General features: G+C 71.5%; 16 protein-coding genes. 13 read left to right on the top strand and 3 right to left on the bottom strand.

Annotated elements, in window-relative coordinates; all coding sequences use genetic code 11:
- Positions 1-114: 114 nt before the first annotated feature.
- Positions 115-3,678 (bottom strand): tetratricopeptide repeat protein, encoded by a 3,564-nt coding sequence (locus MFF54_RS12705; RefSeq protein ID WP_238303253.1) that lies wholly within the window; start codon positions 3,676-3,678, stop codon positions 115-117.
- A gap of 828 nt (positions 3,679-4,506) precedes the next feature.
- Between MFF54_RS12705 and MFF54_RS12710 the strand changes: the two genes are divergently transcribed.
- From MFF54_RS12710 to MFF54_RS12720, 3 genes are all read left to right on the top strand, one after another.
- Entirely contained in the window at positions 4,507-6,285 is a 1,779-nt protein-coding gene (locus MFF54_RS12710) for an acyl-CoA dehydrogenase C-terminal domain-containing protein (RefSeq protein WP_238303255.1), read from the top strand.
- A gap of 46 nt (positions 6,286-6,331) precedes the next feature.
- The gene (locus MFF54_RS12715) at positions 6,332-7,540 is read left to right on the top strand and encodes an acetyl-CoA C-acetyltransferase (RefSeq protein ID WP_238303257.1); all 1,209 of its coding nucleotides are present in this window, start codon (positions 6,332-6,334) and stop codon (positions 7,538-7,540) included.
- A 126-nt stretch (positions 7,541-7,666) separates the two neighbouring features.
- Entirely contained in the window at positions 7,667-8,185 is a 519-nt protein-coding gene (locus MFF54_RS12720; RefSeq protein WP_238303260.1) for a DUF2059 domain-containing protein, read from the top strand.
- A gap of 27 nt (positions 8,186-8,212) precedes the next feature.
- Here MFF54_RS12720 and MFF54_RS12725 read toward each other — a convergent pair whose 3' ends face one another.
- The gene (locus MFF54_RS12725; protein ID WP_238303261.1) at positions 8,213-8,995 is read right to left on the bottom strand and encodes an EAL domain-containing protein; all 783 of its coding nucleotides are present in this window, start codon (positions 8,993-8,995) and stop codon (positions 8,213-8,215) included.
- 95 nt (positions 8,996-9,090) lie between these two features.
- On the opposite strand from MFF54_RS12725, the gene MFF54_RS12730 reads away from it, so the two are divergent.
- Positions 9,091-11,292 (top strand): 3-hydroxyacyl-CoA dehydrogenase NAD-binding domain-containing protein, encoded by a 2,202-nt coding sequence (locus MFF54_RS12730; protein WP_238303262.1) that lies wholly within the window; start codon positions 9,091-9,093, stop codon positions 11,290-11,292.
- 125 nt (positions 11,293-11,417) lie between these two features.
- On the opposite strand, the gene MFF54_RS12735 is transcribed toward MFF54_RS12730, so the two are convergent.
- Entirely contained in the window at positions 11,418-12,275 is an 858-nt protein-coding gene (locus MFF54_RS12735) for a 3'-5' exonuclease (protein ID WP_238303263.1), read from the bottom strand.
- A gap of 185 nt (positions 12,276-12,460) precedes the next feature.
- On the opposite strand from MFF54_RS12735, the gene MFF54_RS12740 reads away from it, so the two are divergent.
- The 9 genes from MFF54_RS12740 to MFF54_RS12780 all read left to right on the top strand — a co-directional run bounded on the left by MFF54_RS12740 (position 12,461) and on the right by MFF54_RS12780 (position 24,015).
- Positions 12,461-13,390: an AEC family transporter gene (locus tag MFF54_RS12740; RefSeq protein WP_238303264.1), complete on the top strand. Its 930-nt coding sequence runs from the start codon at positions 12,461-12,463 to the stop codon at positions 13,388-13,390.
- Between the two features lie 214 nt (positions 13,391-13,604).
- Positions 13,605-14,762: an RIP metalloprotease RseP gene (gene rseP, locus MFF54_RS12745; RefSeq protein ID WP_238303265.1), complete on the top strand. Its 1,158-nt coding sequence runs from the start codon at positions 13,605-13,607 to the stop codon at positions 14,760-14,762.
- 410 nt (positions 14,763-15,172) lie between these two features.
- Positions 15,173-17,731 carry an outer membrane protein assembly factor BamA gene (gene bamA, locus MFF54_RS12750; protein ID WP_238303266.1) on the top strand — a complete coding sequence of 853 codons (2,559 nt, stop codon included), beginning with the start codon at positions 15,173-15,175 and terminating at the stop codon, positions 17,729-17,731.
- 172 nt (positions 17,732-17,903) lie between these two features.
- Positions 17,904-18,956, top strand: a complete 1,053-nt coding sequence (gene lpxD / locus MFF54_RS12755) for a UDP-3-O-(3-hydroxymyristoyl)glucosamine N-acyltransferase (protein ID WP_238303267.1) — start codon at positions 17,904-17,906, stop codon at positions 18,954-18,956.
- 129 nt (positions 18,957-19,085) lie between these two features.
- A complete protein-coding gene (fabZ, locus tag MFF54_RS12760; protein WP_238303269.1) occupies positions 19,086-19,550 on the top strand; it encodes a 3-hydroxyacyl-ACP dehydratase FabZ in 465 nt (154 codons plus the stop codon).
- Positions 19,547-20,365, top strand: a complete 819-nt coding sequence (gene lpxA / locus MFF54_RS12765) for an acyl-ACP--UDP-N-acetylglucosamine O-acyltransferase (protein WP_238303271.1) — start codon at positions 19,547-19,549, stop codon at positions 20,363-20,365. Before fabZ ends, lpxA begins: the two co-directional genes overlap by 4 nt.
- Before the next feature lie 5 nt (positions 20,366-20,370).
- A complete protein-coding gene (locus MFF54_RS12770) occupies positions 20,371-21,219 on the top strand; it encodes an LpxI family protein (RefSeq protein WP_238303273.1) in 849 nt (282 codons plus the stop codon).
- Entirely contained in the window at positions 21,216-22,370 is a 1,155-nt protein-coding gene (gene lpxB / locus MFF54_RS12775; RefSeq protein WP_238303275.1) for a lipid-A-disaccharide synthase, read from the top strand. Before MFF54_RS12770 ends, lpxB begins: the two co-directional genes overlap by 4 nt.
- 100 nt (positions 22,371-22,470) lie before the next feature.
- Positions 22,471-24,015, top strand: a complete 1,545-nt coding sequence (locus tag MFF54_RS12780; RefSeq protein WP_238303277.1) for an FAD-dependent oxidoreductase — start codon at positions 22,471-22,473, stop codon at positions 24,013-24,015.
- Positions 24,016-24,076 lie beyond the last annotated feature (61 nt).

A 24,076-nucleotide genomic window follows, 5' to 3' on the forward strand; every position in this document is an offset into this window, starting at 1 on the left:
GACCGGTGGGACCCGCGGCAGGGCCGCGCGGCGCGAGCCGCGAGCCCGAGCGTTATACGGACGCGGCCAAGCCCGGTTCCAGCATGCGGCGACCCGCCCCGTCAAACCCCGCACCTAAACCCCGCGGCTGCGGCCGGGGGGCGTGAAAGCGTTGGCGCCGGGCGCGGGCGCACCGAGCAGCGTCATCGCGCCGCCGTCCGCGGCCTGCGGCGGCTCGTTCACGGCGGGGTCGAGCCGGCGCGGCTTGAAGGTGGCGGCCAGCGTCTTGGCGCTCGCCAGATCCGCCGGGCTCAGCTTGTTGGCGACGTCGTCGCGCTTGCGGCCCGCATCGTCGTCCCCCTGCGCCGCGGCGGCCGAGAACCAGACGTAGGACTGCACCAGATCCTGGCCGAGCCCGAGTCCACGGGCGTAGAGCACCCCGAGATTGTACTGGCTGTCGCGCAGGCCGTACTCGGCGCCCTGCCTGAACCAGGAGGCCGCCGAGGCGTAATCCGGCTTGCCGTTGGCGGCGGGGCTCTCGGCGTAGATCACCGCGAGGTTGTGCATGGACCGGGCATGGCCCTGCTCGGCCGCGCGGCCGTACCAGAGCTTGGCCTGGGCGAGGTCGCGAGCGACGCCCGAACCCTTCTCGAAATGGCCGCCGAGCTTGTACTGGGCCGGGGCGTAGCCGGCGGCCGCGAGTTTCTCGAACAGTTTGGCGGCGAGCGCGAGGTCGCGGGTCACGCCGCGGCCGTCCGCTGCGCGCGCGGCCAGTTCCCAGGCCGCCGCACCGTCGCCGTCGAGCACCGCCTGCCGCAGCTTGGCGAGCCCGGAGGGCAGTCCGGCGAGATCGCCCGAGAGGGCGGCGGCCCCGGAGATCCGCGGCGGGCCGGAGCGCGCGCGGGCCGGGGCGGCCGGCTCGGCGGGGATCGCCTGCGTGGTCAGCGGGTCGGCGAGCGCGGTCTTCGGTGCCTCGGCGGTCTTGTCGGCCTTGACGGTGTCGGCCTTCATGGTGTCGGCCTTGGCGGTCCCGGTCTTGCCGGCATCGGCCTTGCCGGCATCGGCGCCCGCAGCCTCTGATTTCGCGGCCTCGGATCTGGCAGCCTCCGGCTTGGCGGCCTCAGGGGCGGCCACGCGCGACACCGGGGTGGAGGGGTCGGGCTCGCTCACATGCGTGCCGATCGCCTGCAGGGCGCCCAGCGCCAGCACGATCGCCGCGAGGCCGAGCAGGAGCGGGCGGCGGCGGCGGTCGATCTCGGCGCGCAGCCGCGCGAGCCGGCCCCCGGCCGGCGCCGGGGCCTTGTCGGGCCGGCCGCCGAGGCGTAGGTCGCGCCGCTCGCTCGCCGCCTCGGTCGCGAGCTCCGCCTGGGCAGCCTGCGCGGCGCGCCGGGCGGCGGCGATGAAGCTCGTCTTGATGTCGGCGGTCCCGTCCTCGCCCGAAGGCAGCTCGTCGCCGAGTCCGCGGGCATGCGGAAGGTCGGCCTCCGCCAGGCGGGTTTCGGGCAGGCGGCCCTCCGGAAGGGCGCGGCTCCGGGCCTCGCGCTGCGGCCGGCCCGCGCCGGGCTCGAGCAGCTCGTCACCGTGTTGGGCGGCCGACTGCGCGGCGGCCCGCTTCATCTCCGGGCGGCGACGGCGCTCGGTCTCGCCCCGGGCGAGATCGGCCGCCGTGGAGGCCATCAGCTGCTCCTCCAGGCTCGGCTGGCGCAGGCCGGCCTGCAGGGCGGCTCCGTCGGCAGCGGGGTCGAGGCGGTTCATCAGGCGGTCGAGGGCGGACTGCACACCGTCGAGCATCGCGCCGAGCCGCTGGTCGGAGGCGGTCTGCCGGGCTTGCAGGTCGGCGAGGCCGGCCCGCAGCAGGCCGATCTCGCCGCGGTCCTGCGGGGCGACGCGCTCGGCGAGGCTCGCGGCGACCGCCTCGCGGGCGGCGCGCTCGATCACGTCCGCATCGGGCGCTTGGTCGCGCAGGGCCGCCATCTGGGCGAGCAGGTCGCCCATTGTGCGCTCCAGGCTCGCCAGCGCTGGGTCGGCGCCGCCGGATTCGAGGCGCTTGGCGAGGATGAGGACCTGCTTCTCCAGGGCGTCGAGCCCGTCCGTGCCGGCGCGGTCGCCCGCCCGGTCGCCGACGCGATCCACCTTCTCGGCGAGGTTGCTCAGCATGGCGTGGATCGACGCGAAATCCTCGCCCGCCACCGCCCGCCCGCGCGGACCCTCGTTCGGGTTCTCGCCGAACCGCTCGCCGAGCTGTTCGCCGAGCCGCTCGCTCAACCCCTCGAGACGGCCGATCAGGTCGTCGACGGGTTGGGTGCTCGCCCGCTCGACCTTGTCGGCCAGCGCGTCGATGCGGCCGAGGATCTTGCGCGACTCGGCGGGGTCCTGTCCGCCGGCCCGCTCGTGCAGGGCGTCAAGCTTCGTGGCCATCGCCCGCATCTGGTCGACGAAGGCGGCGGGCGCGGGGGCGGCGAGGCCGCTGCGGATCTCCTCGAGGAGCGGCCGCAGGGTCGCGCTGCCCTCGGCCTTCGCGGCCTCCCTGGCGGCCTCCTTCGCAGCGTCCTTGGCGGCTTCCTGGAGCTGGGCGATCTGGGTGCTGATCGCCTGCATGCCCTGGGCGAGACTCTGGATCCGCTCCGGGCCGGCCAGGGTGCCGAGCAGGCGGCGGATCTCGTCGAGTTCCTGGAACAGCGTGTCGAGCGCGCGCCCGTCGGATCCGGGGCCAGCGGCGGCGACGCTGTCGAGGCGCGCGGCGAGGCGCCTCACCTCGTCGGCCATGCGGCCGTGCACGTCGTCCGCGACCTCTCCGGCCAGACGCTCGACGTGCTGGCGGATCGACTCGATCGGGGCCGTGATGGCGGCGAGATCGGCCGAGGGCTGGGCCCGCTCGACGTTGGTCGCCAGCGAGATCATCGCCTGTTCGAGCGCGCCGACGTCGCGGCTTGTGGCGAGGCTGCCGATCGATTCGCGCAGCCGCAGGGTCTCGCGCTGCAGTTCGGACACCGCCTCCGCGGTATCGATCATCAGATCCTCGTGCAGGCCGGCGTCCAGGCGCCGGGCGAGGTCCCGGCGCATGCCCGCGACGATGCTGGGCTCGCCCGCGGCGCGGCGGACCGGCGCTGCGGTCTCGCCCAGCTCGCGCTGGCGCTGGCGGATCTCGTCCACCGCCTCGCGCATGTCGGCGGCCCCGCGGCCGCGGCGCGGATAGGGGCGGGCGGCGGCGACCTTGTCGCCGAGCTCGGACATCCGGCGCTCGATGTCGCCGAGGCGCTCGGCGACCTTGTCCACCGGGGCCGCGCCAGCGTCGAGCGCGCGTGTCAGGCGGTGCTCGATCGCGTCGAGCCGGCGGCTCGCCGCCTCTTCCACGCTGCGCCGATCCTCCGCGAGGCTGCGGTCCAGTCCTTCGAGACGGGCGATGATGGAGGCGAGCGCGCCGTCCTCGGCGGGCTCGGGTCCGGACGGCCGGCGCGCGTCCGGAGCGCCTTGCGGACGGTTTGCCTGAAAGCGTGGGGCCTCCTCCGCCGCCCGATCCGCCTTGCGGTGCTGCTCGCGGACCGGCTCGCTCGGCCGGCGACGGCGCTGGCCACCCCGGGGCACGTTCCGGGCGATCCACTCCTCGAGCGGGATGCCGGCCCGGCGCGCGACGTCGCGGGCGGCCTCTAGCACGTCGGGATCGAAGCTGTCGAAGTTCGGCTTCGCGGTGCGTGTCATCCTGGCCTGCCTCGGACGGCGTGCGGCAGCTGGTCGCCGGGGCAGCGCATCGTGCGCGGACCGGCGGGGCATGCGGTTCTTCGACCACGGACCATTAACTTTCTTGGTAAACACCCCGTTAAGACTGTCGTCCACGGGACGGAGGGATTGGGAGGGCGCGGCAATCTGCGCATCGGCCGAGTTGCGAGGCGCGGAGAGCGACCCGGTTCAGACGATACCGGAGCATCTCGGACGCGGCCGGGAGCACGCGTCCGCTTCCATCAGGCAGCCGGATCCGCACGACCTGCGTCGATCTCCTCCGCGCGCTCCCTCTCCCCTTTGCGAGGGAGGGCGATCGCAGAGGGCAGCCAACCGGCCTCGGCTCGCGCCTGAACCGCCCCGCGCTCCCTCTCTCGTGCGGAAGAAGGTTGGGGAGAGGGATGAGACTCGACGTGAGAACTCTTCGGAAGAGGCACGACGCTGCCGCGGTCGGGGACAGCCCCATCCGGACAGTTCTCATCCCTCACCCGGCTCTCTGGGAAAGCAGACCTCTCCCGCACGGGAGAGGGGGCCCGCGCCCTGTCCGTGTCCGGGCGCCCTCGTCATATGCATCGCCCTGGCCGCGGGGGAGGGGGGACGAAGCGGGAGCAGCTGCCCGGGATGCACGAGCGCGCTCGTCCCCAGGCGCCGGGCCGCGGCACGGCATCGGCCGGGCGACAGGATCCTGCGGGTTGTCAGCCGCCGCCTCTTGCGGCCCGACGGCGCGATAGTTTAGATGTGAACTATCGAGCGGCGCGATCCCGCGGATCGCCCAAGCCGCCAGCGCCGACCGCCTCTGGAGGAGAGCACATGCCGAGCTACCGCGCCCCGGTCGAGGACACCCTGTTCCTCCTCAACGACGTGCTCGGCTTCCACAATCACGCGAATCTCGCGGGCTTCGCGGAGGCCTCGCCCGACGTGGTCGAGGCGGTGCTGGGGGAGGGCGCGAAGCTCACCGACACGGTGTTCGCGCCGGTCAACCGCGCGGGCGACCTCGAGGGCTGCACGCGGCAGGCCGACGGCTCGGTGACGACCCCGAAGGGCTTCAAACAGGCCTATGACGCCTACGCGCAGGGCGGCTGGATGGGCCTGTCCGTGCCCGAGGCGTTCGGCGGCCAGGGCCTGCCCCACACCCTCAACACCGCGATGCAGGAATTCATCTCGGGGGCGAACCTCGCGCTCGGCATGTATCCGGGCCTGACGCAGGGGGCGATCGCCGCGCTCCTCGTGCACGGCACCGAGGAGCAGAAGCGGACCTACATCCCCAACATGGTCGCGGGCACCTGGACCGGCACTATGAACCTCACCGAGCCCCATTGCGGCACGGATCTCGGCCTCCTCAAGACCAAGGCGGTGCCGAACGGCGACGGCTCGTACAGCCTGACCGGCACCAAGATCTTCATCTCGGCGGGCGAGCACGACCTCTCCGAGAACATCGTCCACCTCGTTATCGCCCGGATCGAGGGCGCGCCCGCCGGCACCAAGGGCATCTCGCTCTTCGTGGTGCCGAAGATCCTGGTGAACCAGGACGGCTCCCTGGCAGAGCGCAACGGCGTCACCTGCGGCTCGATCGAGCACAAGATGGGCATCCACGGGAACGCCACCTGCGTGATGAACTACGACGGGGCCAAGGGCTGGCTCGTCGGCGAGGCCAATCGCGGCCTCAACGCGATGTTCGTGATGATGAACGAGGCGCGCCTCGCGGTGGGCGTCCAGGGGCTCGGCCAGTCCGAGGTCGCCTACCAGAACGCGGTGGCGTACGCGAAGGACCGGCTGCAGGGCCGCGCGCTCACCGGCGCCAAGGCCCCGGACAAGGCCGCCGACCCGATCATCGTCCACCCCGACGTGCGCCGCACCCTGATGGGCATCCGCGCCTTCAACGAGGGCGCCCGGGCCCTGATGCTCTGGACCGCGCTGCAATCCGACATCGTTCACCGCTCGGAGGACGCCCGGCAGCGTCAGGCGGCCGACGACCACATGGGCCTGATGACCCCGGTGGTGAAGGGCGTGCTGACCGACCGGGGTTTCGCCAACGCCGTCGAAGCGCAGCAGATGTTCGGCGGGCACGGCTACGTCGAGGAATGGGGCATGTCGCAGTTCGTGCGCGATGCCCGCATCGCCATGATCTACGAGGGCGCCAACGGCATCCAGGCCATGGACCTGATCGGCCGCAAGCTGCCCCGTGACGGCGGCCGGGCGATGATGACCTTCCTGGGCGAGGTCCAGACCTTCATCAAGGACCACAACGAGACGGAGGCGATGAAGCCCTTCGTCCAGCCCCTGCAGACGGCGCTCAACGACCTGCAGGGCGCCACGATGTGGTTCATGCAGAACGCGATGGCCAAGCCCGACAACGCGGGCGCGGGCGCGACCGACTACATGCACCTCCTCGGCCTCGTGGCGATGGGCTACATGTGGGCCCGCATTGCCAAGGCGGCGCTCGCGAAGACGGGGGATGCCCGCATGGAGGCCAAGCTCGTGACCGGCCGCTTCTACATGGAGCGGATGCTGCCGGAGACGTCGCTCCGCCTCGCCCGCATCAAGGCCGGGTCGGACACCACCATGGCGCTCGCCGCCGAGGCGTTCTGAGCCGCCTCGCGAGAGCCGCGGCAACGAGACACGAGGAAGCGCTGAGATGCCCGAGGCCTACATCTTCGACCATGTCCGCACGCCCCGTGGGCGCGGCAAGCCGGACGGCGCGCTTCACGAGGTGACGGCGCTCCGCCTCGCCGAGACGGCTCTGCGCGCGCTGAAAGACCGCAACGCCCTCGACACGCGCCGCGTCGACGACGTCGTTCTGGGCTGCGTCGATCCCGTCGGCGAGGCCGGCGGCGACATCGCCCGCGCGGCCGCGCTGGTGGCCGATTACGGCACCCACGTGCCGGGCGTGCAGATCAACCGCTTCTGCGCCTCGGGGCTCGACGCCGTGAACTTCGCCGCCGCCCAGGTGATGGCCGGCCAGCACGACATGACGGTCGGCGGCGGCGTCGAGTCGATGAGCCGCGTCGGGCTCGGCGCCTCCGGCGGCGCCTGGCCGGTCGATCCGGCGATTGCCGTGAAGTCCTACTTCATGCCGCAGGGCGTCTCGGCCGACCTCATCGCCACCAAGTACGGCTTCTCCCGCACGGATTGCGACGCCTACGCGGTCGAGTCGCAGCGGCGGGCCGCGAAGTCCTGGGAGGAGGGGCTGTTCCGCGACGCCGTGGTGCCGGTGAAGGACGTCAACGGCATCACGTTGCTCGACCGCGACGAGCACATGCGGCCCTCCACCGACATGCAGTCGCTGGCCTCGCTGAAGGCCTCCTTCGTCCAGATGGGCCAGATGGGCGGCTTCGACGCGGTCGCCATCGACGCGCACCCCGATGTCGAGGCGGTCGAGCACGTCCACCACGCGGGCAATTCCTCGGGCATCGTGGATGGCGCCGCGGCGGTGCTGATCGGCTCGCGCGAGGCCGGGGACGCGGCCGGCCTTCGTCCCCGCGCCCGCATCCGAGCGTTTGCCAATATCGGCTCCGACCCCGCCCTGATGCTCACCGGCCCCGTGGACGTGACCCGCAAGGTGCTGGCCCGCGCCGGGATGAGCCTGGATGACATCGACCTGTTCGAGATCAACGAGGCCTTCGCCTCGGTGGTGCTGCGCTTCCAGCAGGCCTTCGACCTCGATCCGGCCAAGGTCAACGTCAACGGCGGCGCCATCGCGCTCGGCCACCCGCTCGGCGCCACCGGCGCGATGATCCTCGGCACGGTGCTGGACGAGCTTGAGCGCACCGGCAAGGAGCGGGCGCTCGTCACCCTCTGCATCGGCGCCGGCATGGGCACCGCGACCATCATCGAGCGGGTGTGACGCGCCGGGTCTGACGATCCTGGGAGCGGCCGCGCCGGCCGCTCCCACATCGGGCCAAACGCTGCTAGAGGCCGACGCGACCGCCGTTCAAGGCGGAACCGAAGCCTCATGGGAGAAACGCTTCAGATGAACCGCCTCATCGCCACCCTCTGCCTGACGACCGCCCTCGCGCTGCCGCTCGCCGCCCGCGCCGACGAGGCCGCCGAAAAGATCGCCGAGGCCAAGACCCTGGTCTCGAAGACCCTGATCAAGAACCTGCAGACCGGCTTCGGTGCGGCGCTCGAGAAGACCGTGGCGACGATGCCCGACCAGAAGGCCGACGCCGTGCGCAAGGAGCTCAACGCCGAGTTCGACCGCCAGCGCGAGGTGATGGTCGAGGGTCTGTCCAAGGAATACGCCGGCAAGTTCAGCCTCGCCGAGCTCAAGCACCTCAACGAGATCTACGACGACAAGACCTACCAGAAGTTCCAGAGCCTGAACGCCGACCCGTCCTCCAGCGTGACCGCGATCTCGCAGGGCTCGGTGACGAAGCTGCTGAACATGCTGGCGGTGGCCGCTGCCGGCGGCGAGGGCCCGCAGCCCGGCACGCCGCCCGCCGCGGTGCCGGGCCCGGCCCCGACACCTGCCCCCGCGCCCGCCAAGTAGGCCGTCGGAGGCCGGCGGGTGCGGATCTCACGCGACCATCGCGGGAGCCCGGGTGACCGGGAAGCCCGCCACCGCCGGCAGGCCTTCGAGGAGGGGCTTGGCGAAATGGTAGCCCTGGAACAGGTGAACGCCGAGCCGGTGCAGCGTGTCGCACTCCGCGGCGGTCTCGACGCCCTCGGCGAGTACCGTGACGCCGAGCGCCCGCGCGATCGCGATCAGGCCTGCGACGATCGCCTGCCGGCCGGCATCCGCGTCGATGCCGCGCAGGAGGTCCATGTCGATCTTGATCAGGTCGGGCCGAAAATTCGCCAGCAGGGAGAGGCCCGCGAAGCCCGCGCCGAAATCGTCGAGCGCCGTCAGGAATCCATGGCGGCGATAGGCCGCGACGATGTTCTGCACGTGCGCGGTGTCGCGGAAGCGCTCGTTCTCGGTGAACTCGAACATGATGCGCTCGTGCGCGAAGCCGACGCGGCGCGCCGCCTCCAGCGAGGCGCGGATGCAGGCGTTCGGCTCGTAGACCGCGTTCGGCATGAAGTTGATGGACAGGCGCTCGGTCCCGCCAGGCGGGAACAGCCGGCCCGCGAGCTCGATCGCCTTCACGCGCGCCGCCTGGTCGAAGCGGTAGCGGGTGTCGTCCGTCACCCGGTCGAGGATCGTGCCGGCGCCCTGGCCCTCGGGCCCGCGCACCAGCGCCTCGTAGCCCCAGACCGTGCCGGTCGCGAGGTCGAGGATCGGCTGGAACGCCATGGTGAAGGCGAAGTCGAGCTCCGCGCCGTCCCGGCAGGCACGGCAGGCGTGGGCAGTCTTCATGGCACCGCTGTTCTCATTCGCCCCCGCCGCGACCATGGCCGCGCAACCTCACCGAAGCCTTAAGACCCGCCCCTCCCCAGACGCGAGGACGTGAGATGGACCTGAAGAATTTCCGCTTCGAGACCGATGCCGACGGCGTCGCGCTCGCGACCTGGGACATGCCGGGCCGCTCGATGAACGTCATCACCGAGGCGGTGATGGACGAGCTCGCGCAGATCGTGGAGGCGGTGGCGGGCGAGGCTGGCATCAAGGGCTGCGTGATCACGTCGGGCAAGGACAACTTCTCCGGCGGCGCCGACCTGACGATGCTGCAGGGCCTCGGCCGCGCCTACGAGGAGCTGCGGGCGACCGCCGGCGAGGAGGCGGCGATGGTGCGCTTCTTCGAGGAGTCGCGCCGCCTCTCGCTGCTGTTCCGGCGGCTCGAGACCTGCGGCAAGCCCTTCGCGGCGGCGATCAGCGGCATCTGCCTGGGTGGTGCCTTCGAGCTGGCGCTGGCCTGCCATCATCGGGTCGTCTCGGACGATCCGAAGACCCGCGTCGGACTGCCGGAAATCAAGGTCGGCCTGTTCCCGGGCGGCGGCGGCACCCAGCGCGTCGCGCGCCTGATGCAGACGGGCGATGCCCTGCAGATGCTGTTCAAGGGCGAGCAGATCCGGCCGCAGATGGCCAAGGGCATGGGCCTCGTGCACGCGGTGGCGCCCAAGGACGAGATCATCGCCCAGGCCAAGGCCTGGATTCTCGGCGGCGGTTCGGCGGTCGCGCCCTGGGACGTGCCGAAGTTCAAGGCGCCGTCCGGCAAGGTCTACTCGCCGGCCGGCATGATGATCTGGCCGCCGGCCAACGCGATCTACCGCCGCGAGACGCACGACAACTACCCGGCCGCAAAGGCGATCCTGGCCTCGGTCTACGAGGGCCTGCAGCTGCCGATGGATCTCGGCCTCAGGGTCGAGAGCCGCTATTTCGCGATGATTCTGCGGACCACGGAAGCGCAGGCGATGATCCGCACCCTGTTCATCTCGATGGGCGAGCTGAACAAGGGCGCGCGCCGGCCGAAGGACGTGCCCCCCACCGCCCTGAAGCGCGTCGGCGTGGTGGGCGCCGGCTTCATGGGCGCGGGCGTCGCCTACGTCACGGCCAATGCCGGGCTCGACGTGGTGCTGATCGACCAGTCGATCGAGGCGGCCGAGAAGGGCAAGGCCTACGCCCACAAGCTCGTCACCGACCAGATCAACAAGGGCCGGGCCAAGACCGCCGACCGCGAGGCGCTGCTCGCCCGCATCCGGACCTCGGCCGACTACGCCGACCTCAAGGATTGCGACCTCGTCATCGAGGCGGTTTTCGAGGACCCGCGGGTGAAGGCCGATGTAATCCGGCAGGTCGAGGCGGCGATCGGCCCCGACGCCGTCTTCGCCTCCAACACCTCGACCCTGCCGATCACCGGCCTCGCCGAGGCGAGCGCCCGGCCCGAGCGATTCGTCGGCATCCATTTCTTCTCGCCGGTCGAGAAGATGATGCTGGTCGAGATCATCCGGGGCCGCGCCACCGGCGACCGGGCCGTGGCGACCGCCCTCGACTACGTCCGGGCGGTGCGCAAGACGCCGATCGTGGTCAACGATTCCCGCGGCTTCTTCGCCAATCGCTGCGTGACGGCCTACCTGCTGGAGGGCCACAAGATGCTCTTGGAGGGCGTGCCGCCCGCGATGATCGAGAGCGCGGGCCGTCAGGCCGGGATGCCGGTGGGTCCGCTCTCGCTCAACGACGAGGTCGCGCTCGATCTGGGCCTGAAGATCGCGCGGGCCACCGAGGCGCAGCTCGGGCCGGACGCGGTCGATCCGGCCCAGAAGCAGCTCCTGGTCGAGCTGGTGGAGAACCAGGGCCGGCTCGGGCGCAAGAACCGCAAGGGCTTCTACGACTATCCGGAGGGCGCGCCGAAGCGCCTCTGGCCGGGCCTTAAGGAACTCCAGCCGACGCATCTCGACCCGGATTCCGTCGATTTCGCCGAGCTGAAGCACCGCCTGCTCGTGGTCCAGGCGCTAGAGGCCGCCCGCACGGTCGGCGAGGGCGTGGTGGTCGATCCCCGCGAGGCCGATGTCGGCTCGATCCTCGGCTTCGGCTTCGCGCCGTTCACCGGAGGGGCGCTCTCCTACATCGACTTCATGGGCGCGGGGGCCTTCGTGGCGCTGGCGCAGTCCCTGGAGTCCCGGCACGGCCCCCGCTTCAGCGTGCCGGAGAACGTCCTGGCGATGGCCCGGGATGGGGGCACCTTCTACGGTGCGGCGGGAAAGCAGGCGGCCTGAGGGCGCTCCTGTTGCCCGAGGCGTAGCGGGGAGGGAATCCGCTTCCCGCGACGCCCTCCCTCTCTGCGGGGCAGGGAGAGCGCGTGGGAGACCGCATTGCGCCGGCCGAACGAGGGCCTGCCGCCCTACTGCACCTCTGCAAGTAGCCCCAGCACCCGCGCGAGCTCAGCCGCGTTGTCCGACAACAGATCCGTCACGTCTCCGACCGCCAACGCCTTCACGTGGCGGCAGCGCATCCCGTGGCGGCCCGCCATGCAGGTGCAGCGCAGGTTCGGGGTGCCGGAGCGCTCGTCCAGCGTGACCTCGTAGCGGTTGCCCGTGCTGCCCCGCACGGCGAAGCGCAACGGTACGGGCACTGCCGGACGGAAGCTCCGCAGCGCCCGCTCGGCGATCGCCCCGCGGGCGGGCCGCGGCGGCGGGGGCGAGCCCCCGTCGACCCGGGTGAGCGGCAGGCCGATGGCCTGGGCAAGGCCCCCGATATCCGCGGTCTCCGTCTCGCGCATCGCCGCGAGCGCGATCTCGGCGCAGGCATAGGCGTCGTCGCCTGCGTCGTGGTGACTGAACCGGATGCCGAGGCGCCCGGCCACCTTGCCGAGGCCGCAGCCGGCGGGATCCGGAAAGACGCGCCGTGCCACCTGCACCGTGCACAGATAGGCCAGAGGCGGTGCCGGCTGCCCGCAGGCGTGGAGCGAGGCGCGCAGCACGCCGATGTCGAAGCTCGCGTTGTGGGCGAGGATCGTGCCGGAAGCGAGGTCGGGCATGAACTCGGCCATCACCGCGGCGAAGCCGGGCTGGTCCCGCACGTCCGCCGGCAGGATGCCGTGGACCCGGATGTTGCCCGGCGCGAAGCGCAGCTCCGGCGGCCGGATCAGCCGGGATTCGCGCCGGACCACGCGGCCGTCCGCGATCCAGGCGAGGCCGACCGCGCAGGCGCTGTCGCGCCGCTCGTTGGCCGTCTCGAAATCGATCGCGATCGTGGTCATCGGTGAATCATAACCGGGTCGGGGCCGGATCCCGGCCTCTCCCGCAGGATCCGGGCCGAAATGGGGTCAGGGCGCCGGTTCTGTCAGGCCGCAGACGCGCCATGCGCCGGGCGCCCCGTGCGGCGCGACGGGAACGTGGTATGCGCCCGACCGATCCCCCCCGATCTCGGAAGCCGTCCCCGCCCGTGAACGCCATCACGATCATCGTCCCGATCTTCGGGATCATCCTGATCGGCTGGGCCGCGGCCGTCGCGGGGCTCCTCTCCGAGCGGGTCAGCGACGGCCTGTCCGAGTACGTCTTCGCCGTCGCGGTGCCGGCCCTCATCATCGTCACGCTGACGCGGCCGGGGCTCGATGGCGAGATCGCGTGGTCCTACTGGATCTCGTATTTCGGCGGCGCCGGTCTCTCGTGGCTGGTGGGTTCGCTCATCGCCCTGCGGCGCACGGGCATCGGCCGGCAGGGCGCGATCCTGCACGGCTTCGCGGCGAGCCAGTCCAACACGATCTTCGTCGGCGTGCCGATGATCCTGCAGGCCTACGGCGACGAGGGCGCCTTCCCGCTCTTCCTGCTGCTGGCCGTCCACCTGCCGATCATGATGGGCTTCGCGACCTTCCTGCTCGAGGCGGAGGGCGACAAGCCGCTGCTCGTGCGCCTGCGCAGCCTCGCCCTCGTGCTCCTGAAGAACCCGATCTTCGTCTCGCTCCTCATCGGCATGGCGCTGAAGGTCCTCCACGTCACGCCCGGCGGACCCGTGAAGGCGATCCTCGACGCCTTCGCCGCCACCGCCTCGACCTGCGCGCTCGTGGCGCTGGGGGCGGGCCTGCGCCGCTACCGGGTGATGTTCGACCTGCCGGGCGCGCTCGTCGTGGCCCTGCTGAAATGCGTGCTGCACCCGCTCGCCGTCTGGGTGCTAGCCTTCCACGTCTTCGCGATGCCGCCGGCCTATGCGGGCGTGGCGACCCTGTTCGCCGCGATGCCGGTTGGGATCAACTCCTACCTGCTGGCCATGCGCTACAAGACCGAGACCGGGCTCATCGCCGCCTCGGTGCTCGTCTCGACGCTGATCGCGCCGGTCACCACCATCGCGTGGCTCACCCTGCTGGGCCACGCCTGAGCGCCTGCCCTGGCCCCCGGGCCTGGGAATAGCGGGCAGAGCGTGGGCGGCGCGCGGGGCGGGGGCTCGCCAAGCGTTGTCCGGCGTGCGACGCTCTCTTCCCCTCGCGCAGGTTTGCGTTGGCCCCCGAGCGTCACGATCTGCTAGAGCGCACGCGGCCGGTACGGCCGTCCGGCCGCCGCGGCGCCCGGTCGAGGTCTTGAGGATCGACGAGATGGACTTCCTGAACGCGATGGGCGGCACCGCCACCGGCTTCTTCGGCGCGGTGATCCCGTTCCTGATCGTGCTGACCATCGTGGTCTTCGTCCACGAGATGGGCCATTTCCTGGTCGGGCGCTGGTGCGGCGTGGGCGTCCACGCCTTCTCGATCGGCTTCGGGCCGGAGATCTTCGGCTTCAACGACCGGCGTGGCACCCGCTGGAAGCTCTGTGCGATCCCGCTCGGCGGCTACGTGAAGTTCCACGGCGACGTGAACGGCGCCAGCGTGCCCGACCCCGAGGCGCTCGCCCGGATGAGCCCGCAGGAGCGGGCGACGAGCTTCCCGACCCAGCCGGTCGCCAAGCGCGCCGCGATCGTGGCAGCGGGCCCGATCGCCAACTTCCTGCTCGCCATCCTGCTGTTTGCCGGCGCGATCTGGCTCGGCGGCCGCTACGAACTTCCGGCCCGCGTCGCCGCGGTCGAGCCGAACAGCGCGGCCGCCGAGGCCGGCTTCGAGCCCGGCGACCTGATCAAGGCCATCGACGGCCAGCCGGTGCGCGACTTCAACGCGATGTACCGCACCGTCACGGGCAGCGCCGGCAACACCCTCCTGTTCACGATCGAGCGCGACGGCGCGGAGCGCACCATCACGGCGACGCCGCGCGTGCACGAGGACCGCACCCCCTTCGGCCGCCATCGGGTCGGGCGCCTCGGCATCCGCTCGCCGAACGGCTCGGAGGCGCGCCTCGTCGAGTACGGCCCGCTGGCCTCGCTGAACCTCGGCGTGCACGAGACCTACTTCGTGGTCGAGCGGACCTTCTCGTATCTCGGCAAGCTGGCCACGGGCCGCGAATCGGCCGACCAGCTCTCCGGCCCGATCGGCATCGCGCGCGTCTCCGGCGAGGTGGCCAAGACCGGGGGCGTCGGCGGCCTCGTCGGGCTCGTCGCCCTGCTTTCCGTGTCGATCGGCCTCCTGAACCTCTTCCCCGTGCCGCTGCTGGATGGCGGGCACCTGCTGTTCTACGCCTTCGAGGTGGTGCGCGGGCGCCCCTTGAGCGAGCGGGCGCAGGAGATCGGTTTCCGCATCGGTCTCGCCCTGGTGCTGATGCTGATGCTGTTCGCGGCATGGAACGACATCCTGAACCTCGGCGCCTCCTGGGGGCGCAACACCTGACGCGCGGGGCCCGGTCGGCCGGCTCTGCCATCCGGGCACCGCACCATCGCCGCGTTTGCGCCGCGATGGAGCCCCGGCATCGGGGGCGGCGGAGCCCGGTCGAGGGCCCGGCAAGAGCCTTTGCGAATCGTTGACGTGATCGTGTGCCGGCCCGGAAATCTCTTTCGTGGCCGGCATTTACGTGCCGTTTACCCTGTTCGTCGATCCTCCTCAGATCCCGTGCGGCGTTAAGTGGCGCGAAGGCCACGACCGGGCAAATTCCCCAGGCGAGAGGCCCCGGCGACGTTTGCTTGGCAGGGGAATCCCGTTAAGAGCTACGCTTGGACCAGGTGGACGGGATGGCCGGACAACGGCTGCCCGTCGGCAGGCGAGAGCACGCTCTCGAAAGAACAACGCGGACGGGCGATTACATGATGTCGATGACGGGGAAGCGCCGGCGCGAGTCGGTGAAGCGGACCATCGTCCTAGTCGCCGCGACGGCCGGCGTGCTCGCGGGCACCGCCGCCCAGGCGCAGCAGATCGTCGTCCAGGGCAACCGTCGGGTCGACGCCGACACCATCCGCTCCTACGTCACCGGCACCGCTTCCGGCTCCGCCGAGGAGGCCCGGCGCAACCTGCTCGCCAGCGGCATGTTCCAGGACGTGAAGGTCGCCCAGAGCGGCGGCCGCACGGTCGTGACGGTGCGCGAGAACAACATCATCAACCGCGTGGTGTTCGAGGGGAACAAGAAGGTCGAGAAGGCCACTCTCGAGGGGCAGATCGAGGCCAAGTCGCGCGGCGCCTTCAGCCCGGCGGTGGTCAACGCCGACCTGCAGCGCATCAAGGAAGTCTACCGTCGCGCCGGTCGCGGCACCGCCAAGGTCACCTACCGTACCGTCGACCTGCCCAACGGCACCGTCGACGTGATCTACCAGATCGACGAGGGCGACAAGACCGGCATCGTGTCGATCAACTTCGTCGGCAACAACAACTATTCCGAGCGGACGCTCAAGGGTCTGATGACCTCGTCCGAGATGAACCTCCTCAGCTTCATCAAGACCTCGGACGTCTACGATCCGGATCGCATCGCCAACGACCTCGACCTCGTCCGGCGCTACTACCTGCGCAACGGCTACGCCGATTTCCAGATCGTCAACGCCGACGCCCGCTACGTCGAGGGCGAGGAGAAGAGCGGCTGGGTCATCACCGTCACGGTCAACGAGGGCGAGCAGTACCGCGTCGGCGCCGTGGCGATCGACTCGCGTCTGCCGGGCGTCGATACCGGCCGCCTGCAGGACGAGCTGCGCGCCCAGGTCGGCGACGTCTACAACGCCGAGGACGTCGAGAAGACGCTCTCGGGCGTCACCACCGACGTGAACCGCCAGGGCTTTCCCTTTGCCCAGGTCCGCCCGACCGGCCAGCGCGATCGCGCCACGCATCAGGTCTCGCTGGGCTTCGTGGTCGAGGACGGCCCGCGCGTCTACGTCGAGCGCATCAACGTCCGCGGCAACACCCGCACCCGCGACTACGTCATCCGCCGCGAGCTCGATTTCGGCGAGGGCGATGCCTACAACCGTGTTCTCACCGACCGGGCCGAGCGCCGGCTGAACGGCCTCGGCTTCTTCAAGAAGGTCCGCTTCTCGAACGAGCCGGGCTCCTCGCCGGACCGCGTCATCGTGAACATCGACGTCGAGGATCAGCCCACCGGCTCGTTCTCCGTCGCGGGCGGCTACTCCACCCAGGACGGCATCATCGGCGAAGTCTCGGTCTCCGAGTCGAACTTCCTCGGTCGCGGCCAGTACGTGCGCGTGGCCGGCACCGGCGGCCAGTACGCCCGCGGCGTCGATTTCTCGTTCACCGAGCCGTACTTCCTCGGTTACCGGCTCGCCGCTGGCTTCGACGCCTTCTACAAGTACAGCGACCTGACCCGGTACTCGCGCTACGAGACCACGGTCTACGGCGGCCAGCTCCGCCTCGGCCTGCCGATCACCGAGGAGTTTGGCGTCACGCTGCGCTACTCGCTCTACAACACCGAGCTGAAGGTGCCGAACACCCTGCGTCGGCCCTACAATGACTGTTCGGTGCCGATCCCAGGTCTAACGAATCAGTATCCGGCGGGTACCGTCATCAACGGTCAGAACGTGACCGGCTTCGCGCGCTACCCGGACTGCGCCTACAACGGCGAGGCCTCGATCGCGCTCAAGGGCTCGCAGGGCAACACGCTCACCTCGCTGGCCGGCGTGACGCTCGCCTACTCGACGCTCGACGTGATCGGTGCGCCGCGCAACGGCTTCTACGCCGAGCTGAAGCCCGACGTGGCGGGTCTCGGTGGCGACTCGAAGTTCTTCCGCGTCACCGGCGACGCCCGCTACTACAAGGAGCTCTGGGAGGACGTCGTCGGCTTCGTCCGCATCCAGGGCGGCCACATCTCCTCGCTCGACGGCAACCCGCTGCGCCTGACCGACCAGTTCTTCCTCGGCCCGTCGCTGGTTCGCGGCTTCGCCCCGAATGGCATCGGCCCGCGCGACATCGGCACGACGGACGCCCGCTCCAACGCAGTCGGCGGCTCGACCTATGTGGGCGGCACGGTCGAGGTCCAGTTCCCGATCTGGGGCATCCCGAAGGATCTCGGTCTGAAGGGCGCGGTCTTCGCCGACGCCGGCACGCTGTTCGGCTACAACGGCCGGCGCAACTTCGACGTGAACGGCGATCGCCTGATCAACGGCTTCGGTCCCTCGGGCTGTAACTTCAACACCTTCACGATCGGCGTCGAGCCGGAGTGCCTGAACGTCCGCGACAAGACGGTGATCCGTTCCTCGATCGGTGCCTCGATCCTCTGGAACTCGCCTCTCGGCCCGATCCGCTTCGACTACGCCTACGCGCTGTCGAAGGACGAGGGCGAGAAGGTCTTCGTGAACGGGGCCTATGCGGGTCGCATCGGCAAGGATCAGATCCAGGCCTTCCGCTTCTCGGGCGGCTCGCGCTTCTGAACCTGACGGACGGATTGCAAAGCGCCGCCCCGGACCCCCGGGGCGGCGCTTTCGTCATATTGGCGCCCCTTTCCACCCGCCTCAGGACCCGGTACGGCGCAGGCCCTAGGCGGAGCCCGGGAGGGACCGCGCTCCCGCCGGCCCGCACCCGGCCCGCGCGACGGTTCAGAGCATGTCCGACCCTCAGTTCTTCGTCTCTCAGACCCGCCTCAGCCTCGGCGCCGTGGCGGATGCCGCGGGCGTCGCGCTGCCGGCGGGCGTCGACCCCGACCACTCCGTGACGGGCGCTGCGCCCCTCGACCGCGCCGGCCCGAACGACCTCGCCTACATGGACAACGCCCGCTACGGCGACGCGCTCGCGGCGACGCGCGCCGGCATCTGCCTCGTCTCGCCGCGCTTTGCTGCCCGCGTGCCCGCGGCAACCGTGGCGCTGGTGCTGCGCGATCCCTATCGCGTCTACGCCGCGCTCCTCGGACGCCTGCACCCGGAGGCGCTCCGGCCCAGCTCGCAGTTCGGCGCCCGCGGCGTCGCGCCGGGCGCCCATGTCCACCCGGACGCGCGGCTGGAGGAGGGGGTGACGGTCGATCCGGGCGCGGTGATCGGGCCGGGCGCCGAGATCGGCGCGGGCTCCGTGATCGGACCGGGCGCGCTGATCGGGCCCGGTTGCCGGGTCGGGCGCGACTGCTCGATCGGCGCCTCCGCGAGCCTGACCCACACGCTGATGGGCAACCGCGTCATCGTACATCCGGGCGCGCGCATCGGTCAGGACGGTTTCGGCTTCGCCATGGGCGCGAGCCACCTCAAGGTCCCGCAGATCGGCCGCGTCATCGTGCAGGACGATGTCGAGATCGGCGCCAACACCACGATCGACCGCGGTGCCAGCCGCGACACCGTTGTGGGGGAGGGGACCAAGATCGATAACCTCGTGCAGATCGCCCACAACGTGGTGATCGGCCGGCACTGCGTGATCGTCTCGGGCGTCGGCATCTCGGGCTCGACCACGCTGGAGGACTACGTCGTCCTCGGCGGCCAAGTCGGCGTCGTCGGCCATCTCACCATCGGCCGCGGCTCGCAGATCGCCGGCTCCTCGAACGTCAACCGCGACGTGCCCCCGGGCAGCCGCTGGGGCGGCACCCCGGCCAAGCCCGTGCGCGCATGGTTCCGCGAGCTGACGACGCTCGCCAAGCTCGCCGAGCGCTCTGGCCGCGACGAGCCGCAGGACTGAAGAGCCGGACCGCTCGGTCCTTGAACACGTCCGGATGTCTTGCCTTCGCGCGGCGTTCTGGACGAAACACCCGCACGATCGACCCATGAACCCGGCCGCATCCGGGCAGCACACAAGGCTTCAGAGGCGATGACGGAGACGGTGCAGGAACTCGGCGCGGCGGACATCCAGAAGGTGCTGGAGCTCCTGCCCCATCGCTACCCGTTCCTGATGATCGATAAGATCATCGAGATCGACCGCGACGAGAGCTGCATCGGCATCAAGAACGTCACGGTGAACGAGCCCCAGTTCACCGGCCACTTCCCGAACATGCCGGTCTTCCCCGGCGTGCTGCTGATCGAGGGCATGGCCCAGACCGCGGGCGCGATCTGCTGCCGGCACATCATGTCGGACACGGTCCAGACCAAGCAGGTCTTCTTCATGACCATCGACAAGTGCAAGTTCCGCAAGCCCGTGGTGCCGGGCGACCAAGTGCGGTTCCACATGAAGAAGCTCAACCAGCGCAAGACCATGTGGTGGTTCCGCGGCGAGGCCCGGGTCGACGGTGCGCTGGTGGCCGAGGCCGAGATCGGCGCCATGCTGGTGACCGCGTGAGCGCCGCCCTGATTCATCCGAGCGCGGTCGTCGAGGACGGCGCCGAGATCGGCGAGGGCGCCCGCATCGGACCGTTCTGCCATGTCGGGCCACGCGTTGTGCTGGGGGCGGGCGCCGAGCTCGTCAGCCACGTCGTGCTGGCCGGCAACACCCGCATCGGGGCGCGCACGCGGATCTATCCCTTCGCCTCGATCGGCCACCCACCGCAGGACCTGAAGTACCGCGGCGAGGAGACCACGCTGACGATCGGCGAAGAGTGCACGATCCGCGAGGGCGTGACCATGAACCCAGGCACCGCGGGCGGCGGCTCGGAGACGGTGGTCGGCGACCGCTGCACCTTCCTGGCAAACTCCCATGTCGGGCACGATTGCCGGGTCGGCTCGGGCGTCGTCTTCTCCAACAACGTGATGCTGGCCGGCCATTGCTCGGTCGGCGATTTCGCGATTCTGGGCGGCGGCGCGGCGGTGATCCAGTTCGCGCGGGTCGGCGCGCACGCCTTCGTGGGCGGCCTCTCGGGGCTGGAGAACGACTGCATTCCCTACGGGATGGTGCTGGGCAACCGGGCCTATCTGTCGGGGCTCAACATCATCGGCCTGCAGCGCCGGGGCTTCGCCCGCGAGGACATCCACACGCTGCGCCGGGCCTACCGCCTGCTCTTCGCGCCCGAGGGCACGCTGATGGAGCGGGTCGAGGACGTCGCGGCCGAGTTCGAGTCGCACGCGGCCGTCGGCGAGATCCTCGATTTCATCCGCGCCGGCGGCAAGCGCTCGATCTGCACGCCCCGCGAGGCGCCGACGCCGACGAGCGCGGCCTGAACCGCATGGCCGAGAGCGGCACCCTGGTCCTCGTCGCCGGGGCGGGGCGCCTGCCCGATCTCGTCGCCGGCTCGCTGGAGCGGGCCGGCCGCGCCTACAAGGTGCTGGCCGTGCGCGGTTTCACCGAGCGCGCCTTGCGTGCGCGTGCCGACGCCACCGTGGACCTTCTCGATGTCGGCGCGACGCTCGCCATCCTGAAGGCCTGGGGCCCGGCCGTTGTCATCCCGGCCGGCGGCGTCTCCCGCCCGAGCCCGGCCGCCCTCCTCAACGCGGGCGCGGCGCTCCGCAACCGCGCGGCTCTCCGTGCCATCGCGGGCGGGGGCGACGACCGGCTGCTGAGGGGCGTGCTCGCGCTTCTCGAAGAGAACGGCCACCGGGTGCTCGGCGTCCACGAGGCCGCGCCCGATCTGCTCTGTCCGAGCGGGGTCCTGGGCCGCCATGCCCCGGACGCAGAGGCCGAGCCCTCGATCCGGGCGGGCCGGGCGCTGCTCGCCGCCCTCTCGCCCTTCGATGTCGGACAGGCGGCGGTGGCGGCCGCCGAGCGGGTGCTGGCCGTGGAAGGCCCCGAGGGCACCGACCGGATGCTCGCCCGCGCCCGCGCGCTCGGGCGCAAGCCCTTCGGCAGCGGCCGGGCCGCGCCCGGCACCGTGTTGGTGAAGGTCTCCAAGCACGGCCAGGACTTGCGCATCGACCTGCCGGCGATCGGGCCCCGCACGGTGAGGAACGCCGCCGCGGCGGGCTGCGCCGGAATCGCGGTTGAGGCGGGCCGCACGCTGCTGATCGACCGGGCCGCGACCGTCGCTGAAGCCGACCGGCGCGGCCTCTTCCTCGTCGGGCTGGAGGCTCTGTCGTGAAGATCTGGCTCGTGGCCGGCGAGGATTCGGGCGATCAGCTCGGCGCCAAGCTGATCCCGGCGCTGCGGGCGCGGGTGCCGGGGCCGCTCACCCTCGGGGGCGTCGGCGGCGAGGCGATGGCGGCACAGGGCTTCGCCTCGCTCTTCCCCCTCGATGACGTGGCGGTGATGGGCTACCTGCCGGTGCTGGCGCGTGCCCGCACGCTGCTGCGCCGCATTCGGCAGACCGTGGACGACGTGGTGGCGGCCCGGCCGGACGTGCTCGTCATCATCGACAGTCCCGGCTTCACCCACGCGGTCGCCTCGCGGGTGCGCAAGCGCCTGCCGGCTCTGCCGATCGTCGACTACGTCTCGCCGAGCGTCTGGGCGTGGCGGCCCTGGCGGGCCAGATCCATGCGCGCCTATATCGACCACGTGCTGGCGCTGCTGCCCTTCGAGCCGGGCGCCCATCGACGCCTCGGTGGCCCCGCCTGCACCTATGTCGGCCATCCGCTGATCGAGCGCCTCGACGCCTTCCGGCCGGGATCCGAGGAGGCGGCGGCGCGGGAGAGCGCCCCCTTTACGCTGGCGGTCCTGCCGGGCTCGCGCCGCTCCGAGATCGATCGGCTGATGCCGGTTTTCGGCGAGACCCTTGCTCGGCTGAAGGACGGGCCGGCCTTCGAAGCGGTGCTGCCCGCAGTGACCCGCCACCGCGCCCGGATCGAGGCGCTGGCCGCCGCTTGGTCGGTGCCGGTGCGGATCGTCTCCGGCGAGGAGGCCAAGCACGCGCTCTTCCGGCGCGCCCGCGCGGCGCTCGCGGCCTCCGGCACGGTGACCCTTGAACTCGCGCTCGCGGGGGTGCCGATGGTGGTGGCCTACCGGGTCTCGCGTGTCGAGGAGTTCATCGGCCGGCGCCTGATCCAGGTGCCCACCATCGTGCTGCCGAACCTGATCCTCGGCGCCAACGCGATGCCCGAATTCATTCAGGCCGATTGCACGCCCGGGAACCTCGCGGGGGCGCTGGCGCCCCTGCTCGCGGGTGGCGCGGCCCGGGACGCGCAGGGCGCGGCGCTTGCCCGCCTCGACGATGCCATGCGCCTGCCGGACGGGGCCGCGCCGAGCGATCGCGCCGCCGAGATCGTGCTCGCGACGGCGCGCGCCGCGGGCCGCTGATCACCCACGGCGCCGCACCTCGGAGCCTTCGCGCCGCTCGCGACTTGTGTCGCCGTGTGCGGGCCCGCCCCGCGACAGGGCAGGCGACCGGGGGACGAGCATGGCCGAGGCGACCGAGATCCGTCACCCGCTGGAGAAGATCCCCCTCGGCGGCATGGTCGAGGCGGCCTCGGGCGAGGCCAAGGTGCTGTTCGTCCGGGACGCCGACGGCGTGCGAGCCTTCCAGGCCAAGTGCCCGCATCTCGGTGCGCCGCTCGCCAAGGGCGAGATCTGCGGCGGCCGACTCTACTGCCCCTGGCACAAGGCCGCCTTCGCGCTCACTGACGGCGGGCTGGAGGAACCGCCCGCGCTGGAAGCGCTGACGCGCTACCCCGTCCGCATCGAGGGCGAGATGGCGGTGGCGGTGCTGGAGCCGCTGGCCCCCTTCAGTCCGGCCCCGCGCGGGGAGGGGACGCACGTCCTCGTCGTCGGCACCGGTGCCGCGGCGGTCGCCTGCGTGACGAGCCTGCGCCGCCTCGGCTTTGCCGGCACCATCACGATGGTCGGCCGCGAGGCGCACCCGCCCTACGACCGGACCAAGCTCTCGAAGCAGTTCCTGGCCAAGCTCACGCCGGCCGGGAAGACGCTGCTCGAACCCGACTTCTACGTCGCTCACCGCGTCGAGCACGTTCATGGAACGGTCGCGCGGATCGAGCCGGAGGCGCGCCGCGTCACCCTGGAGGACGGGCGCGCGCTCGATGCCGACGCGCTGGTGATCGCCACCGGCAGCCGCGCCGTGGTGCCGGACTTCCCCGGCGCCGATCTCGACGGCGTCCACACCCTGCGCAGCCTCGACGATGCCGTCGGCTTGAGCGCGGCGGCGGAGGGCGCCGAGCGCGTCGTGGTGATCGGGGGGGGCTTCATCGGCCTGGAGGCCGCCGCCTTCCTGACGAAGCGAGGCCTCTCCGTCACGGTGCTGGCTCGCGAGGCGGTGCCCTTCGCCAAGCGCTTCGGCGAGGCGGTGGGTACCGCGCTGAAGCGCTACCACGCGGGCAACGGCGTGCAGTTCGCGCAAGGCACGATCGCGCGGATCGCGGGCGCCGGCCGCGTCGAGGCGGTCGAGACCGAGGTGGGCGAGCGCTTGCCCGCGGACATCGTGCTGATCGGCGCGGGTGCGGCGCCGGAGACCGGCGCGATCGCGGGCGTCGCCGCGCGCGAGGACGGGGGCGTCGCGGTCGGGCCGGACCTACGTCTGGCCCCGAACGTCTGGCTCGCCGGCGACATCGCGGCCTTCCCCGAGCGGGCGAGCGGCGAGACCGCGCGCATCGAGCACTGGCGCCTCGCCCAGCAGCACGGCACGCACATCGCCCGACAGATCCTGAACCAGACGGGCCCGTTCGCCGGCGCGCCGTTCTTCTGGTCGAACCAGGGCGACAAGCGGCTCGATTACGGCGGCTACGCGCCGGGCTTTGACCGCATCGTCCTGCGCGGCAGCACGGACCAGCTCGATTTCATCGCCTACTACGTCCGCGGCGAGCGGGTGACGGCGGCCTGCAGCATCGGCCGCAACCCCGAATTCACGGCCTTCCTGCACCTGCTCGGCGAGGGCCGGGCACCGAGCCCCGCCGAGATCGAGGCGGGGACGGATCCGCGCGCGCTCATCTGAAGGGTTGTGCAGGGGGCGGCCCGCGTCACCACGTCCGCTCGACCGGAACCCGCGCGCCGGC

The organism is Methylobacterium gregans (genome assembly GCF_022179245.1).
GTDB lineage: Bacteria > Pseudomonadota > Alphaproteobacteria > Rhizobiales > Beijerinckiaceae > Methylobacterium > Methylobacterium gregans.